We start from the raw sequence: 15,842 nt of genomic DNA, 5'->3' as shown, positions 1-15,842 counted from the left end.
AATATTTTAGAGGGAATACTGATTCCACATCAATATCCCCCTTAATAATTTAGAGCGAATTTCGCTAAAGCACTCGATTATTTAGAGCGCCATTTTTTCTATATCATCTGTTACTTGTTCAATGGTTTGTTCAAAGTTTTCTAAATTCACATCATACCAATGAACATCAAATTGGTTTTTAAACCAAGTATACTGTCTTTTAGCGTATTGTCTTGAATGTTTTTTTATTAACTCTAAAACATCATTTAAATCAATTTGATGATCATAATAATCAAACCATTCTTTATAACCAATCGCTTTCATACTTTGATGATTTCTTGTAAGTCCTTGACTATAAAGACGCTCCATTTCTTCTTTTAAACCATTTTCCATCATCACATCAACACGTTTGTTAATTCTTTCATATAAAACATCTCTAGGAAGCGTTAATCCCACAAAATAAGCATCATATAAACAAATATGCTCTTGTTCTTCTAACATTTCACTTTTTCTTTTACCTGTTGTTTCATAGATTTCAATAGCTCTTAAAACACGTCGACGGTTATTGAAATGCAATATTTTTGCACTTTCTTCATCGATTGATTTTAAATGATCATGTAATTGTTCATTTGTATAATCTTTATATTTTTCATTTATTGCATGATGATCATTTTCCATTTCATCAAATTGATAATCATATAATGCTGCTTTTATATATAAGCCTGTTCCTCCAACAATTATTGGAACATGTCCTCTTTGGGTAATTTCTGTTATCTTTTTTCTTACTGTTTGTTGAAAATCATGAACACTGTATGTTTCATCAGGATTTAAAATGTCTACACAATGATGAATAATACCTTCTTTTTCTTCTTCTGTGACTTTAGCAGTTCCTATATCCATCTGTTTATAAATTTGCATAGAGTCTCCACTAATAACTTCTCCATTGAACTTTTTAGCAAGAGCTACTCCCATTTTTGTTTTACCAACACTTGTTGGTCCAATTACAACAATTACTTTTTCCATTATACGACCCTCTTAAACAATTTTTCTAATTCATATGCTGAATAATGAATAATCGTTGGTCTTCCATGTGGACAAACATAAGGATTATCACAACGCATTAAATTATCAACAATTGTTTGCATTGACTCAATTGATAGATGACTATTTCCTTTTAAAGATGCTTTGCAACTTAATGTTGCTATAGCATGTTCTTGTAAAGAAAGTAAATCAATTTTATTATCTTTTAATATTTGTTGAATCATATCTTCAATAAATAAATGTTCATTAATTTGATTCATCCACATTGGCAGTTGTTTAATAATAAAACCATTACCAAAAGGTTCTAAATCAATGCCAACTTCTTTTAATAAGTCTTTTCTTTCTTCAATCATCATACATTCACTTAAAGGATATTCAACTGTAATAGGTACTAATAAATCTCTCATTGTCATATCTGGATGACTATATTTTTCCAGAAAATATTCATAATTGATTCTTTCTTGTGCAGCATGTTGATCTATCAAATACATTCCACTATCATCTTCACCTACAATATAAGTTCCATGAATTTGTGCTTTTACAAATATTTTCTTTTTCATTTCTTTTAAAGACACTTCAACTTTTTCAAGTTGGATAGGTTCTTCAACAAGCTTTTCTACAGGTTCTGTTATATATTCATTTTTTTCTTCATGTACAAATAGTGGTTGTTTTTTTTCTTGAATAAATGAAGCTTGTGGTTTTTCTTGAACTTTTGTAGGAATTTCTTGTCTAAAATCAATATCTAGATCCATTTGATCTAGTTGTGGTTTAAAGATTGGTCTTTCTTCTTTAACTTGATAGGTTAAATTTACATTTTCTAAAGTTTTAGATACCGCATCAAAAATTAATTGTTTTAATTCGTATTCTTTAGAAAACTTAACTTCTAACTTGCTTGGATGAACATTGACATCCACTAAATAAGGATCAATTTCAATATTGATGACTGCAATAGGATAACGATTATCTGCTAAATATTTACGATATGCTTGATTAATAGCATCGATTGCTACTTGATTTTTAACAATACGATGATTGACCATCGTAACAATATGATTCTTACTTGCCCTATTCACTTCAATTTTACCAATAAAACCTTCTATTTGAAATTCATCATTTCCAGCTTTTAAATTCAACATATTTTTAACCACAGATAACCCATAAATCTGATGAATAACTTCTAATAAATTTCCATTTCCATTTGTTTTATAAGTCATCTTATCATTATGTATTAAAGTAAAAGCAATATCTGGATGAGATAAAGAAAGTCTTTCTACATAATTTTGTATATGTGCAAATTCAGCATTGACAGATTTTACATATTTTAATCTTGCTGGTACATTTTGAAAAAGCTTTGAAACAGAAATATTTGTTCCTCTATTAAGATCACTTTGTTTTTGTTCAATAAATTTACCAAATTCATAAATTACTGTTGATCCTTGACTTCCATCACTGGTTTTTAAAACAAAACGAGAAATAGAAGCAATGGAAGGAATAGCTTCGCCTCTAAAGCCTAATGTTTGGATACAAAATAAATCTTGATCATTATAGATTTTACTTGTTGCATGTCTTGAAAAACAAAGACATGCATCCTCTTTATCCATTCCTGATCCATCATCAATAATTTGAATTAAATTCATTCCTCCTTCTTCTATAATAATATCTATTTTAGAAGAAGAGGCATCAATACTATTTTCAACTAATTCTTTGACAACATTTGCTGGTCTTTCAATGACTTCACCAGCTGCTATTTTATTTGCTAAAATATCATCAAGTTGTTTTATTTTCATAGGCCACCTCTACTTTACTAATTTCTTTAATTCGATTAAAGTTGACAAAGCATCTAATGGTGATAAAGCCATTGGATCAATTGTCTTTAAATATTTTTCAACTTCACTTTCTTTTTCAATAACTTGAACTTGTTTTTCTTCAATTAAACAATCTTCTACGTTATTTTCTTCAAGTGTTTCTAATACTAAATTAGCACGATTGATTACTTCATCTGGTAATTTAGCAAGTTTAGCCACATTGACCCCATAAGATTTATTAGAACGTCCTTTTTTAATTAAATATTCAAATACTAAATGATCATTATCTACTCTAGCACTAGCATGAACATTTTGGATGCCAAGACCTTTATCTTCTAAAAATGTAAGTTCATGGTAGTGGGTTGAAAATAATGTCATACAATGAATTTCACTGGCAATATATTCAATCATTGCCTGGGCAATAGCCATTCCATCAAAAGTTGCTGTTCCTCGACCAATTTCATCAAATAAAATCAACGATTTTTCACTAGCAAAACGTAAAGCATTATTCGCTTCTAACATTTCTACCATGAAAGTTGATTGACCACTAATTAAATCATCACTTGCTCCAATACGCGTAAAGATTTGATCAAAGATTGTAAGATTCGCATATTTAGCAGGAACAAACGAACCAATTTGCGCCATAATAACAATTAAAGCTACTTGTCTCATATAAGTCGATTTACCACCCATATTTGGCCCTGTAATTAAGACAACTGGTGAATTTTCATCAATTGAAACATCGTTAGGTACATATTTACCATGCCCCATGACTTTTTCAATGACACCATGTCTACCTTCTTTAATATCCATGATTTTTTGATCATTAAAGACAGGTCTTACATAACTATTTTCACTTGCTAACATTGCAAGAGATTGATAAACATCTACACGCGCGATAATTTTCGAAACATCTTGAATCAAATGGACTTCTTTTTTGATTTCATTTCTAACTTGAGTAAATAAAACATATTCTAATTTTTGAATTTTATCTTGTGCCGATAAAATCTTACTTTCCATATCTTTTAATTCAGGCGTAATAAATCTTTCTGCATTCGATAAACTTTGTTTTCTTGTATATTCGAATTCATCTTTAACAAGATCTAAACTTCCTTTTGTAACTTCAATATAATAACCAAAGACACGATTATACCCAACTTTTAAGTTTTTAATACCTGTTTTTTCTCTTTCTTTTTGTTCAAAATCAACTAACCATTGTTTTCCATGATCTCTTAAATAACGTAATTCATCTAATTCTTCATTAAAATGATCTTTGATAATATTTCCTTCTTTAATCGTAAGAGGAGGATTATCAATAATAGCATCATCAATGAGTTTTGTAATATGTGATAGATCAATGATTTGATTGGCTAATTGATCTGTTAAAGGTTCATTGAATGAATAAAGTTGTTGTTTTAATTCTGGTAAGACTTTTAAAGAAGAAGCAATCCATTTTAAATCTCTTGCATTAATGTTTCCAAAAGCAATACGACTTGATAGTCTTTCTAAGTCATAGATTTCTTTTAATATTTCTTTAATACTTTCTCTTTGAATAAATTGTTGAGTAAAGATTTCAACAATATCTAATCTTTCTTCAATGGCTTCTTTTTTTAAAAGTGGTCGATCAATATAATTTTTTAAAAGTCTTGCTCCCATTGCTGATTTTGTCATATCTAATAACCAAAATAAGGAACCATATTTTTCATGATCTTTAGAATTTTCAGTTAATTCTAATGATTTTTTAGTATAAAGATCCATTGTCATAAAATCTTGATTATTGATTTCTTCAATCATTTGAAGATGTTCCAAGTCTCTTTTTTGTGTTTCAATTAAATAATTTAATAATAAAGTAGATACTTTGATTTCTTTTAAATCTTTTATATTATGAAAAATATCTCGATATTTTTCATTAAATGTTTCATTATCATAATGAGATACCATAATTGAATCATTAAAGTTATATGTACAATCACTTTTAACAACAATTTCTTTAACTTCCATCGAAGCTAATTGATTATTTAAAAGATGATCCTTTTTATCAATATTGATGACTTGAAATTCACCTGTTGTAATATCACAAAAAGCAAGCGTATAAACAAAATCAAAAATCATCATACACGCGATATAATTATTTTTATTCTTTGTCATCGATTCATCAAAAATAGTACCTGGTGTGACAATTTGAACAACACCACGTTCAACAATACCTTTTTTTCCAGGATCTGTTAATTGTTCAACAATCGCGACTTTATGTCCATTATCTACTAATTTTTGAATATATCCACTCGCACTATGAAAAGGAACCCCACACATTGGAACTCTTTCTTTAGCGCCGGCATTTTTCCCTGTTAAAGCAAGTTCTAGTTCTTTAGAAACAATCATCGCATCATCAAAGAACATTTCATAGAAATCCCCTAATCTAAACATCACAATAGCATCTTTATTTTGTTCCTTGATACCTAAATATTGCATCATCATTGGACTGTATTTTTGTTTCATTTTTACACCTCATTCTAATTCGTTGATTATTATAACATAGAAAGAAACATCTTTCTATGTTATGAAATCGGGATTAATTTTCATTTCAAGTTCTTCATCGTTTGTTTTACTTTCTACAAGAATTGTTGTATTACCAATGATTTTTAAAGACATTTGTTTTTCTATTTCGATGTGCATTGTTTTATTTTCTAAGGTTGCATGGATACATCGAGGTAAGTATTGACTTTCAACAATAATTTGATCATTTTGACTGAGTTGATGATCTTTCATATTTAAATCAATAGCATCTTGGTAATGCACTTGTTGTTTTAATAAATAACTTTCATTTAAATGACTATACCAAATATGCAAATCAAAACTTCCTTCTATAAATGCTTGATGCTCCCTAATGATTCCTTGATATTGATGATTACAAATCCAACATCCTAGTATTTTATCAATCTCATTAACAACATAATCATATTTAGAAATCGTTTTTTTCGTTCCTTTTGATAAAGTTGCCTTGGTCATGATTTCATACACTTTACCAGCCATTTTGTCACCCCATATAACAATATGTCTAAAAATAAAAAAAAGACTTCAACGAAGTCTTATTTTTGTTCTTTAGCGTCTTTTAACACAACATCATGTGCGCCACCTTCAACAATTGAAGTAGCTGATACTAAAGTGATTTTAGCTTTTTGTTGTAATTCAGGGATTGTTAAAGCACCACAGTTACACATTGTATGTTTAATTTTTGATAATGATAAACCAACGTTATCTTTTAAACTTCCAGCATATGGTACATAAGAATCTACACCTTCTTCAAAAGAAAGTTTAGCATCTCCACCCATATCATAACGTTGCCAGTTACGAGCACGAGCAGAACCTTCACCCCAATATTCTTTCATATATTGTCCATTAATTTGAACTTTATTTGTAGGAGATTCATCAAATCTTGAGAAATATCTACCTAGCATAATAAAATCAGAACCCATCGCTAAGGCTAATGTCATATGATAATCATGAACGATACCACCATCTGAACAAATTGGTACATAAATTCCTGTTTCTTTAAAGTATTCATCTCTTGCTTTAGCTACTTCGATTGTTGCTGTAGCTTGTCCACGACCAATACCTTTTTGTTCACGAGTGATACAAATCGATCCTCCACCGATACCAATTTTAACGAAATCAGCACCACATTCAGCTAAGAATCTAAATCCTTCTGCATCAACAACGTTACCGGCACCTACTTTAACAGTATCACCATAATTTTCTCTAATCCAATCGATTGTTAATTTTTGCCATTCTGAGAATCCTTCAGATGAATCGATACATAAAACATCAGCACCAGCTTCTACTAATGCAGGAACACGTGTAGCATAGTCACGTGTGTTGATTCCAGCACCAACAATGTAACGTTTATTTTCATCTAATAATTCATTTGGATTATTTTTTCTATTTTCATAGTCTTTTCTAAATACGAAATAATGTAATCTTTGTTCAGCATCTACTACAGGTAATGAATTTAATTTGTTATCCCAAATCATATCATTACATTCTTTAAGAGATGTTCCTAAATCTGCACAAATTAGTTTATCATATGGTGTCATAAAAGTTTCAACTTTTGTATCCATTGATAAACGAGAAATACGATAATCTCTTCCAGTAACAACTCCTAATAATTTACCGTTAGCAGTTCCATCTGCTGTAACTGCCATTGTTGAATGTCCAGTTTTTTCTTTTAAATCTAAAACATCTTTTAAAGTTGATTCAGGTGATAAGTTTGAATCACTTGGAACGAATCCAGCTTTATAATTTTTAACACGTCTTACCATAGCTGCTTGGCTTTCGATTGATTGAGATCCATAAATAAATGAAACTCCACCTTCTTTAGCTAAGGCAATTGCCATATTGTCATCAGATACAGCTTGCATAATTGCTGAAACTAATGGAACATTTAGTGATAATGCAGGTTCTTCACCTTTTTTAAATTTAACTAATGGTGTTTTTAAACTTACGTTTTCAGCACGACACTCAGCTGATGAGTATCCTGGAACTAATAAATATTCATTAAAAGTACGCGATGGTTCTTCAAAGTAAAATGCCATTTTTTTATCTCCTTATTCTTTCTATATTTTTGAAAAATTATAATCCCCAAATTTAAATAAGTCAATAATAAAAAGAAAAAGTAGGTTTCCCTACTTTAAAGCATTATTCATTTGTTGATTGATTGTTTGTAAGATTTCATTCACTTCATTTTGTAAATATAAATAATTAACAACTAATGGATGATTTTCATAATATGCTTTTTTTTCTTGATATTCTTGAATTGTTTTTGTAACTCGATCATCCTGTTTTGATTTTTGATTGACAATCTTTTTTTGTAATACTTTTAATTCTTTTTCTAATTGTTTAAGTTTTTCATCATTTAAAACAAGTTTTTCATACTTTTGATATTCTTGAACAACTTCTAAAGCTAAAATTTCTTGATTTAATTTTCTAGCAAGCTCTTCAATTCTAGTCAACTTGTTCACCTTTTAAAGCCCAAGTTTTTACTTCTGTGACTTTTACAGGCACAATTTTACCAATATCTTCTTTACGCCCTTTGAAGTTGATCAATTTTTGATGTGCAGTATATCCTGTCATCATTGTTTCATCACGTTTAGATGGACCATCTACTAAAACATCCACAACTTGATTTAAGAAACGTTGATTTTGTTTTAAAGCTTTTTCTTTAACAACTTCATTTAATCTTTCTAAACGGTCTTGTTTTTGTTCAAATGGCACATTGTCTTGCATTTTAGCAGCAGGTGTTCCTTCACGAGGAGAATAGATAAATGTATAGGCTAAATCGTATTCACATTCTTCATATAAAGAAAGTGTATCTTGGAATTGTTCTTCTGTTTCATTTGGGAAACCAACAATAATATCTGTTGTAATTGAACAATCTGGCATCACTTCTTTAATCATGTGGAAAAGTTCTAAATATTGTTCTCTTGTATATCTTCTACCCATTAATTTCAAGATTTCTGTATTTCCTGATTGTACTGGTAAATGGATATAAGGCATGATGTTATCATATTGATTAATGATTTCAATCATTTCTCTAGAGAAGTCCCATGGATGACTTGTTGTAAAACGAATACGTGCAATTCCAGTTTTAGCAACTTCTTCTAAAAGAGTCGCAAAATCATAGTCTTCTTCTAAATCTTTTCCATAACTATTGACATTTTGTCCAAGTAAAGTGATTTCTTGATACCCATCTGCTTTTAATCCTTTAACTTCTTCAATAATATCATCCATTAATCGAGAACGTTCTTTTCCTCTTGTATAAGGCACAATACAATACGTACAGAATTTATTACATCCATACATGATATTGACCCATGCTTTATGTCCATTAGCACGTGTAACAGGCGTATTTTCAATAACATCCCCTTCTTTAGACCATACTTCTACAACCATTTCTTTACTAAACATTGCTTCTTTTAATAAAGTTGGTAAACGATGAATATTATGTGTTCCAAAGATTAAGTCTATATGTGGGTGTTTTTCTAATATTCTTTTAATAACAACTTCTTCTTGTGCCATACAACCGCATAAACCAAAAATAAGATTTGGTTTTTTCTTCTTTAAGTTTTTAACATAACCTACTTTCCCAAATACTTTTTCTTCTGCATTTTCTCTAATAGCACAAGTATTTAATAAAATGACATCTGCCTCTTCGATTTCTTTAGCAGCTGTATATCCCATCATTTCAAAAATACCTGCTAATGTTTCACCATCACGTTCATTCGCTTGACAACCATAAGTATGAATATAATAAGTTTTTCCTTTACCTACACTTACCATATCACTAGGTATTTCAAAAGCATCTTTTAAATGATCAACTTGTTTTCTACTTCTTTTTTGAGCCTCTTTTAAATTTGGCCCTTTAAAATATTCACTATAATCTTTCATTTTTTCACCACATTTCTTTCCTATTATATACATAAAGTTATCTTTTGGCTAGAAAAAAATAAGGACTTATCAGTCCTTATCATTTTTATCTTATCCAAAGAATCCGTCTGGTTGAATTGAGAAGTATAATACTTTACCTTCTGGAGTTCCTTTAAATACTCCTTTACAATGACCTGCTGCTTCTTCAGGTGATAATTCAGTTTCACATTCAAATTCAGCTTTGATTCCTACTTTTTTAATATATTTACATGATACTTTATCATCTGAATATCCATCAAAGAAATCAATAATTTTTTGAACTTGTCCTGTTTGCATTAATAATTTACATTTTGCCATTTTAAAAAACCTCCATTTACATGTCAGTATTATACAATGAATTTTTAAAAAAAGAAACCCTTTTCACTAAAAATTAACGTAATTCTATTACAAGTCTTAAGGCAGTAATCCTTTTATCATCGACCATTAAATCATGAAAAGAAGGAACACAGATAAGCTCTTTACCTGTTGGTATAATATATCCTCTAGCAATTGCAATTGATTTAATTGCTTGATTAAGTGCTGCTGCACCAATTGTTTGAATCATAAGTTTATCTTGTTCCCTCATTAATGATGCTATTGCTCCTGCAACGTGATTAGGAACAGATGTTGAAGATACTTTAATTATTTCCATATTTTTGCCTCCTAATTCACTATATGAATTATCATTAAAAAAATAACAAAAAAAGCATCCTAAGATGCTCGATATAGGTGATCATCATTGATCAAAACTCTTTCAATAGAGATAGGTTGGTGTTTGTCATTAAATTCAATCACGACACCTGCAAACTGTCCTGAATTTTCAGAAATTAAAAATTTTGAACTTAAACCTCTCATACGCGTAATCACACTATCTAAATCACACCCTAAAGAACTTAAATAAGGTCCTGTCATTCCTACATCAGAAATAAATGCTACTTTTTTATCAATAATTCTTTCATCTGCTGTTTGTACATGTGTATGTGTTCCTAAGACAGCTTGTACTTTATCTTTACAATAATAAGCTAAACCTATTTTTTCACTGGTTGCTTCTGCATGAATATCAATAATATGAATATCTTGTTCAAGGTTTAGATAATCATCAATATGATCAAAAGGATTCGAATAACGGTTATCCATAAAGACACATCCAAGTGCATTGGTTACTCTTATTTTTGTACCTTTAACATTAAATACTCTTGTATGGACTCCTGGTAAAATACTTGGTTGATTGAAAGGAACAACAAGGCGATCAGCTTCATCAATAAAATCAAGAAGTTCTTTTTTATCAAAAGTATGATTCCCCATTGTCATACAATCAACACCTTCAAAAGTAAAGAAATCATAATGTTTTCTATTTAATCCTTTACCATGTGTCGCATTTTCAACATTTGCGATTACAAAATCAATTTGATAATCTTTTCGAATACGATAAAGATAATCTTCTATCATTTGTCGTCCTACATTTCCAACGATATCTCCTATAAATAAAACTTTCATTTTCTTTCCTCATTTCGTAAAGACATTTTAACATATATAAAAAAAAAGGGAATTGATTTCCCTTTTATTTTGCAATTTCACTCGCACGAATTTCTCTTATAACAGTAACTTTAATATGTCCTGGATAAGTTAATTCTTCTTCAATCTTTGTCTTAATATCACGTGCAATCTTATGACTTGCTAGATCATCCACTTTATCAGGTTTTACAACGATACGAATTTCACGTCCTGCTTGAATTGCATAGACACGATCGACACCATCAAAGCTTTTAGCCATTTCTTCAAGTTTTTCAAGTCTTTGAATATAATTTTCAATTGTTTCACTTCGACTTCCTGGTCTAGCAGCTGATAATGTATCAGCAGCAGCTACTAAAATAGAAATAACACTTGTCGCTGGCACATCCCCATGATGTGAAGCAATTGCATTAATAACAGTTGGATGTTCTCCATGTTTTTTTGCGAATTTTGCACCTAGTTCAACATGGCTTCCTTCCATTTCATGATCCATTGCTTTACCAATATCATGTAATAGACCTGCACGTTTAGCTAATTGTTGATTTAATCCTAATTCAGCAGCCATAATTCCTGCTAAATGTGCAACTTCTAATGAATGTTGAAGCGCATTTTGACCATAGCTTGTACGATATTTTAATTTACCAATTTGTTTAACAATTTCTTTATCAATACGAGAAATACCTAATTCAAAAATTGCATTTTCTCCAGTTTTACTAATAACTTCATCTAATTCTTTTCTTGTTTTATCAACAACTTCTTCGATTCTTCCTGGTTGAATACGTCCATCTCTAATTAAAGTTTCTAATGATAAACGAGCAACTTCTCTTCTTACTGGATCAAAGCAAGAAATCGTAATTGCTTCAGGTGTATCATCAATAATTAAATCTGCACCTGTTGCTTGTTCGATTGCTTTAATATTACGACCTTCACGTCCAATGATACGTCCTTTCATTTCTTCACTTGGAAGATCAACAACAGTTACTGTTCTTTCAGTAACTTCTTCTTGAGCGTATCGATTAATTGCATTGGCAATAATGTCTCTAGACATATCAGCAGCTTTACTTTTAGCTTCTTCTTCTTGTTCTTTTATGTAAGCAGACATTTCTAATGAAATTTGTTGTTCAACTTGTTTGAACAATTCTTCCTTAGCTTCTCTTGCTGACATAGCGGCAACTTTTTCTAATTCAACAACTTTAGAATCAATTTTATTTTTTAATTCAGCCTCTAATTTATCTATTCCAGCTTCTTTAATATCTAATTGTTTAATTCTTTGTTCAAGAACGTCTTCTTTACCTTGAACAGCAATATCTCTTCGTTCAATACCTTTTTCACGTTCTGAAAGATTATTTTCAAGTTCAGTAATTTCTTGTTTTTGTTCTTTAATTTCTTTTTCTGCTTCTAATTTTAATTCATAAGCTTGAGTTTTAGCATCTAAAATAGCTTCTTTAACTAGATTATCAGCTTTACTCGTTGCATCGTCAATAATCTTTTGAGCACTGACATTAGCTTTTGAAATATTTAGTTTTGCATATACAAAATAAATAAGAACCCCAACAGCGACAGCTAGAACATAGGATAAAATAGTGGCAATATTTAAACCTGGCATATTCCACCCTCCATTTTCTCTATGCACATTTTTTATGATTGATTATCCAATCATTCACCGTTTGTTTCGGTTATAATAATTAATATTTACATAGTCTTTACTATGTTTATTAAACGTGTTTTGCGCACAAGTATATTATATGTCAAATTGCTTATTTTGACAATAACAAGTTAAAAAGAGGAATTTTTACAATTCCTCTTCTTCTACAGGCATTAATGAAGCTTTAATTGCTTCCGTAATTTCATTCATTATATCAGGATGTTCAACAAGATATCGTTTTGCATTTTCACGTCCTTGTCCAATCTTTTCACCCTTATAAGCATACCAAGCACCGGATTTATCAACAATATCTTTATCAACTGCTAAATCCAAGACTTCACCATCTCTTGAAATACCTTTACCATAAATAATATCGACTTGTGTTGATTTAAATGGTGGTGCCACTTTATTTTTAACAACTTTGATATTGACTTTATTCCCAACAATTTCCGTACCATTTTTAATTACTTCACTTCTTCTGATTTCTACTCGCACAGAAGAATAGAATTTTAAAGCTCTTCCTCCAGTAGTCGTTTCTGGATTTCCAAACATAACACCAATTTTTTCACGTAATTGGTTAATGAAAATAATTGTACAATCTGTTTTATTCATAACCCCTGAAAGTTTACGTAAAGCTTTAGACATCAATCTTGCTTGCAATCCCATTTGTTGATCAGCCATTTCGCCATCTAATTCCACTTGAGGAACAAGTGCAGCAACAGAGTCAACAACTACTAAGTCAATAGCTCCAGAACGTACAAGTGTTTCAGCAATTTCTAAACCTTGTTCACCACTATCTGGTTGCGAAAGAATCAATTCATCAATATTAACTCCTAGATTTTTAGCATAAACAGGATCAATGGCATGTTCGGCATCAATAAACGCAGCTGTACCACCTTGTTTTTGCACTTCAGCAATCGCATGTAATGTAAGTGTTGTCTTACCACTTGATTCTGGACCATAAATCTCAATAATTCTTCCTTTAGGATAACCACCTATTCCTAAAGCCATGTCAAGTGTTAAAGAACCTGTTGGAATAACAGCCACATCAACAGCTGCACGATCTCCAAGCTTCATAACAGAACCTTTTCCAAATTGCTTTTCAATTTGTTTGATTGCATCATTCAATGCTTGTGCTTTTTTAGCATCTTTTGTTTCTACTTCTTTTTTTCCAGCCATAAATAATACCTCCTATTCCTATATATGCTTTATTTTTCATTTTTTCTTTTATTTTTTTAAAATTTTTTCAATTACTTTCTTTTGAGCAAAATCTATTGCCTTTAAAGCAATCTCTTTTCGACTACCTTCTAAATTCAATTTATAAACAACAACATCTTCATAAGCAATACCAATATAGACTTCTCCTACTGGTTTTCCTTCCATTGCATCCGGTCCAGCATTTCCTGTAAAAGAAACACATAGATCAACATCTAAAATACTTTTACCATTAACACACATTAAAGTAGCAATTTCTTTAGAAACAACACCGTACTTTTCAATCAATGGATGTTCAATTCCTAAAAGCCTTTCTTTCGTTTCACTTTGATAAGTGACTAAAGAACCCTTATAAACCTTAGAAATGCCAGGAATATTTCCTAGCATTGTCGCAAAATTTCCTACTGTAAAACTTTCTACAGTTCCAATAGAAATATTATTTTTTATTAATAATTCAGCAAGTTCATTCATTACATTGACTCCGTTAACATATCTTTACTATCCATAAAATAATCAATACCACTTACTATTGAAATCACGCAAGCAATCCATACACTTATTTGACCAATTGGTAAATGAATGATTGAAAAAGGAAAATCATTTAATAATAAGAATATCACACTGATCATTTGTGTCACAGTTTTTAATTTTCCTAAATATTTTGCTGCAATAACAACTTGTTTATTAGCAGCCACCAAACGAATGGCATCTACGATCGTATCCCTAGAAATCATAATAATAGGAATAATGATAGAAATTGTTCCATCACTTGCTAGTAAAAGAAAAATCGTATTAATTAATAGTTTATCTGCAATCGGATCAGCAAACTTACCAAAAGTCGTAATTAATTTAGATTTTCTTGCAATTTGTCCATCAAAATAATCAGTTAACGAAGCAACTGCAAAAATAATAAAGATAACAATATTAACAAGTGAAATATCAGCATTCAAAATATGATACATAGGTACATTGATTCCAAACGTTGCATAAGGAAACATATAAATAAGAATAAGAATTGGAACAAGGATTATTCTTGTAATCGTTAATTTATTAGGTAAATTCATTATTTGACCATCGTTAATTTAAATGTTCTTACTCTACCATTAGAGCTTGTTCCATAATGATCATTTTCTTCTAATGGAATTTTTTGATCATTAATATAATAACGATGTCCTAAGTTCCAACTATATGAAAATTCCAAATATTGGAAATCATTCACATTAAATTCTAATTCAACACTTTCACATGCAGAATCATCTTTTAAAGCATCTGATGCTGAAATATTAGCAAGATTACTACTATAAACACCTTTTTTAAATGTATCAGTTTGATAACTGTTAGGATCACCATTAACATGTAGATCAACAGTTGTCGCAAATGTAAAGTCTACTTTTAATTTAAAAGTTTCTTGATCATATCCATCAGGTAATTTAAAACTATAATCACCATCAGCATTTTTAGTAAAAGTTATTTCAGTAGATGTTTGTTCATCTTTTTTCGTTGTATCAGATTTTGTTGTTTTCTTTTTATCTGTTTCTGTTGTTTTCTTCTTTAAAGTTTCACTTGTTTCTGTTTTAGATGTATTACTATTTTTAAATGATGAATCATTTGATTTCATAAAGACAAATGAATATCCAAGTACAATAATAATAGCAATGACAATAATAATGACAATTGCATATTTAACATATCTTAAGATATAGTGATCTTCATAAACTCCCTTTCTTGTCGGTTGTTTTTTAGTTGGTTGAATATTTTTTACTTTATCTACAAAAGTAACAGATCCTATATCTTCTTTTTTATTTTCTAAATCTTTTAAATCAGCCTTTTTAATTTCTCTCGTAATTGCATAATAATCATCAGCAATCGTCTCATCTATTTCTAAGTATCTTGCTATTTTTTTAAGATACATTTTTACATATAGCTCGTCTCCAACAAATCGTTCAAAAGCACCGTCTTCTATATCTTTAATGATATTAACAGATAACAATGTTGCTTCTGCGACTTCCTCTATTGTAACGCCTTTGGCAATGCGGGCTGCTTTTATCTTTTCACTTATTTTGTCCATAAAGACATCCTCCTTTACACTTAGGCATAATTAAACAAATAAATTATAGCACAAATGTTTTATTTGACAAATACAAAAGCTCATTTTATTTCTAATATATTATATACATAAAAAA

The 15,842-nt window shown here is 29.9% G+C and carries 15 protein-coding genes; all 15 read right to left on the bottom strand.

The genetic code is table 11. The annotated features are described in order from the left end of the window. Window positions 1–81 precede the first annotated feature (81 nt). On the bottom strand, window positions 82–1,002 hold the full coding sequence (gene miaA / locus LJD34_RS09580; protein ID WP_227359747.1) for a tRNA (adenosine(37)-N6)-dimethylallyltransferase MiaA: 921 nt from the start codon (window positions 1,000–1,002) through the stop codon (window positions 82–84). Continuing rightward, a complete protein-coding gene (gene mutL / locus LJD34_RS09575) occupies window positions 1,002–2,807 on the bottom strand; it encodes a DNA mismatch repair endonuclease MutL (protein WP_147580501.1) in 1,806 nt (601 codons plus the stop codon). Before mutL ends, miaA begins: the two co-directional genes overlap by 1 nt. A 9-nt stretch (window positions 2,808–2,816) precedes the next feature. After that, window positions 2,817–5,324, bottom strand: a complete 2,508-nt coding sequence (mutS, locus tag LJD34_RS09570; RefSeq protein ID WP_119362845.1) for a DNA mismatch repair protein MutS — start codon at window positions 5,322–5,324, stop codon at window positions 2,817–2,819. Between the two features lie 54 nt (window positions 5,325–5,378). Further along, complete coding sequence (gene cotE / locus LJD34_RS09565; RefSeq protein WP_227359746.1) at window positions 5,379–5,858, bottom strand: outer spore coat protein CotE; 480 nt, start codon at window positions 5,856–5,858, stop codon at window positions 5,379–5,381. 56 nt (window positions 5,859–5,914) lie between these two features. Then, window positions 5,915–7,417 (bottom strand): IMP dehydrogenase, encoded by a 1,503-nt coding sequence (locus LJD34_RS09560; RefSeq protein WP_032089558.1) that lies wholly within the window; start codon window positions 7,415–7,417, stop codon window positions 5,915–5,917. Between the two features lie 90 nt (window positions 7,418–7,507). Further along, window positions 7,508–7,843 (bottom strand): YlbF family regulator, encoded by a 336-nt coding sequence (locus tag LJD34_RS09555; RefSeq protein WP_032089557.1) that lies wholly within the window; start codon window positions 7,841–7,843, stop codon window positions 7,508–7,510. Further along, window positions 7,827–9,269, bottom strand: a complete 1,443-nt coding sequence (miaB, locus tag LJD34_RS09550) for a tRNA (N6-isopentenyl adenosine(37)-C2)-methylthiotransferase MiaB (protein ID WP_032089579.1) — start codon at window positions 9,267–9,269, stop codon at window positions 7,827–7,829. Before miaB ends, LJD34_RS09555 begins: the two co-directional genes overlap by 17 nt. A 90-nt stretch (window positions 9,270–9,359) precedes the next feature. Continuing rightward, window positions 9,360–9,605 (bottom strand): hypothetical protein, encoded by a 246-nt coding sequence (locus tag LJD34_RS09545; RefSeq protein ID WP_032089556.1) that lies wholly within the window; start codon window positions 9,603–9,605, stop codon window positions 9,360–9,362. A 73-nt stretch (window positions 9,606–9,678) separates the two neighbouring features. Then, window positions 9,679–9,939: a stage V sporulation protein S gene (locus LJD34_RS09540; RefSeq protein WP_227359745.1), complete on the bottom strand. Its 261-nt coding sequence runs from the start codon at window positions 9,937–9,939 to the stop codon at window positions 9,679–9,681. A gap of 59 nt (window positions 9,940–9,998) precedes the next feature. Continuing rightward, window positions 9,999–10,784 carry a TIGR00282 family metallophosphoesterase gene (locus tag LJD34_RS09535; RefSeq protein ID WP_032089555.1) on the bottom strand — a complete coding sequence of 262 codons (786 nt, stop codon included), beginning with the start codon at window positions 10,782–10,784 and terminating at the stop codon, window positions 9,999–10,001. Window positions 10,785–10,848: 64 nt separating this feature from the next. After that, window positions 10,849–12,405 (bottom strand): ribonuclease Y, encoded by a 1,557-nt coding sequence (gene rny / locus LJD34_RS09530; RefSeq protein WP_175301740.1) that lies wholly within the window; start codon window positions 12,403–12,405, stop codon window positions 10,849–10,851. 186 nt (window positions 12,406–12,591) lie between these two features. Further along, the gene (gene recA / locus LJD34_RS09525) at window positions 12,592–13,623 is read right to left on the bottom strand and encodes a recombinase RecA (RefSeq protein ID WP_032089553.1); all 1,032 of its coding nucleotides are present in this window, start codon (window positions 13,621–13,623) and stop codon (window positions 12,592–12,594) included. Window positions 13,624–13,671: 48 nt separating this feature from the next. Next, a complete protein-coding gene (locus LJD34_RS09520; RefSeq protein WP_032089552.1) occupies window positions 13,672–14,130 on the bottom strand; it encodes a CinA family protein in 459 nt (152 codons plus the stop codon). Beyond that, on the bottom strand, window positions 14,130–14,723 hold the full coding sequence (gene pgsA, locus LJD34_RS09515; RefSeq protein WP_022000715.1) for a CDP-diacylglycerol--glycerol-3-phosphate 3-phosphatidyltransferase: 594 nt from the start codon (window positions 14,721–14,723) through the stop codon (window positions 14,130–14,132). Before pgsA ends, LJD34_RS09520 begins: the two co-directional genes overlap by 1 nt. Then, window positions 14,723–15,727 (bottom strand): helix-turn-helix domain-containing protein, encoded by a 1,005-nt coding sequence (locus tag LJD34_RS09510; RefSeq protein WP_119362841.1) that lies wholly within the window; start codon window positions 15,725–15,727, stop codon window positions 14,723–14,725. The genes pgsA and LJD34_RS09510 overlap by 1 nt, the downstream gene beginning before the upstream one ends. Between the last annotated feature and the right edge of the window lie 115 nt (window positions 15,728–15,842).

It is taken from the genome of Faecalibacillus sp. MSK20_93 (assembly GCF_020589945.1).
GTDB lineage: Bacteria > Bacillota_I > Bacilli_A > Erysipelotrichales > Coprobacillaceae > Faecalibacillus > Faecalibacillus intestinalis.
This window is presented reverse-complemented; position numbering and strand designations above follow the sequence as displayed.

What these genes read in the sequence shown, in the direction of transcription:
- miaA (WP_227359747.1), bottom strand. Translation starts at nt 1,002, where the DNA reads ATGGAAAAAGTAATTGTTGTAATTGGACCAACAAGTGTTGGTAAAACA.
- mutL (WP_147580501.1), bottom strand. Translation starts at nt 2,807, where the DNA reads ATGAAAATAAAACAACTTGATGATATTTTAGCAAATAAAATAGCAGCT.
- mutS (WP_119362845.1), bottom strand. Translation starts at nt 5,324, where the DNA reads ATGAAACAAAAATACAGTCCAATGATGATGCAATATTTAGGTATCAAG.
- cotE (WP_227359746.1), bottom strand. Translation starts at nt 5,858, where the DNA reads ATGGCTGGTAAAGTGTATGAAATCATGACCAAGGCAACTTTATCAAAA.
- LJD34_RS09560 (WP_032089558.1), bottom strand. Translation starts at nt 7,417, where the DNA reads ATGGCATTTTACTTTGAAGAACCATCGCGTACTTTTAATGAATATTTA.
- miaB (WP_032089579.1), bottom strand. Translation starts at nt 9,269, where the DNA reads ATGAAAGATTATAGTGAATATTTTAAAGGGCCAAATTTAAAAGAGGCT.
- LJD34_RS09545 (WP_032089556.1), bottom strand. Translation starts at nt 9,605, where the DNA reads ATGGCAAAATGTAAATTATTAATGCAAACAGGACAAGTTCAAAAAATT.
- LJD34_RS09540 (WP_227359745.1), bottom strand. Translation starts at nt 9,939, where the DNA reads ATGGAAATAATTAAAGTATCTTCAACATCTGTTCCTAATCACGTTGCA.
- LJD34_RS09535 (WP_032089555.1), bottom strand. Translation starts at nt 10,784, where the DNA reads ATGAAAGTTTTATTTATAGGAGATATCGTTGGAAATGTAGGACGACAA.
- rny (WP_175301740.1), bottom strand. Translation starts at nt 12,405, where the DNA reads ATGCCAGGTTTAAATATTGCCACTATTTTATCCTATGTTCTAGCTGTC.
- recA (WP_032089553.1), bottom strand. Translation starts at nt 13,623, where the DNA reads ATGGCTGGAAAAAAAGAAGTAGAAACAAAAGATGCTAAAAAAGCACAA.
- LJD34_RS09520 (WP_032089552.1), bottom strand. Translation starts at nt 14,130, where the DNA reads ATGAATGAACTTGCTGAATTATTAATAAAAAATAATATTTCTATTGGA.
- pgsA (WP_022000715.1), bottom strand. Translation starts at nt 14,723, where the DNA reads ATGAATTTACCTAATAAATTAACGATTACAAGAATAATCCTTGTTCCA.
- LJD34_RS09510 (WP_119362841.1), bottom strand. Translation starts at nt 15,727, where the DNA reads ATGGACAAAATAAGTGAAAAGATAAAAGCAGCCCGCATTGCCAAAGGC.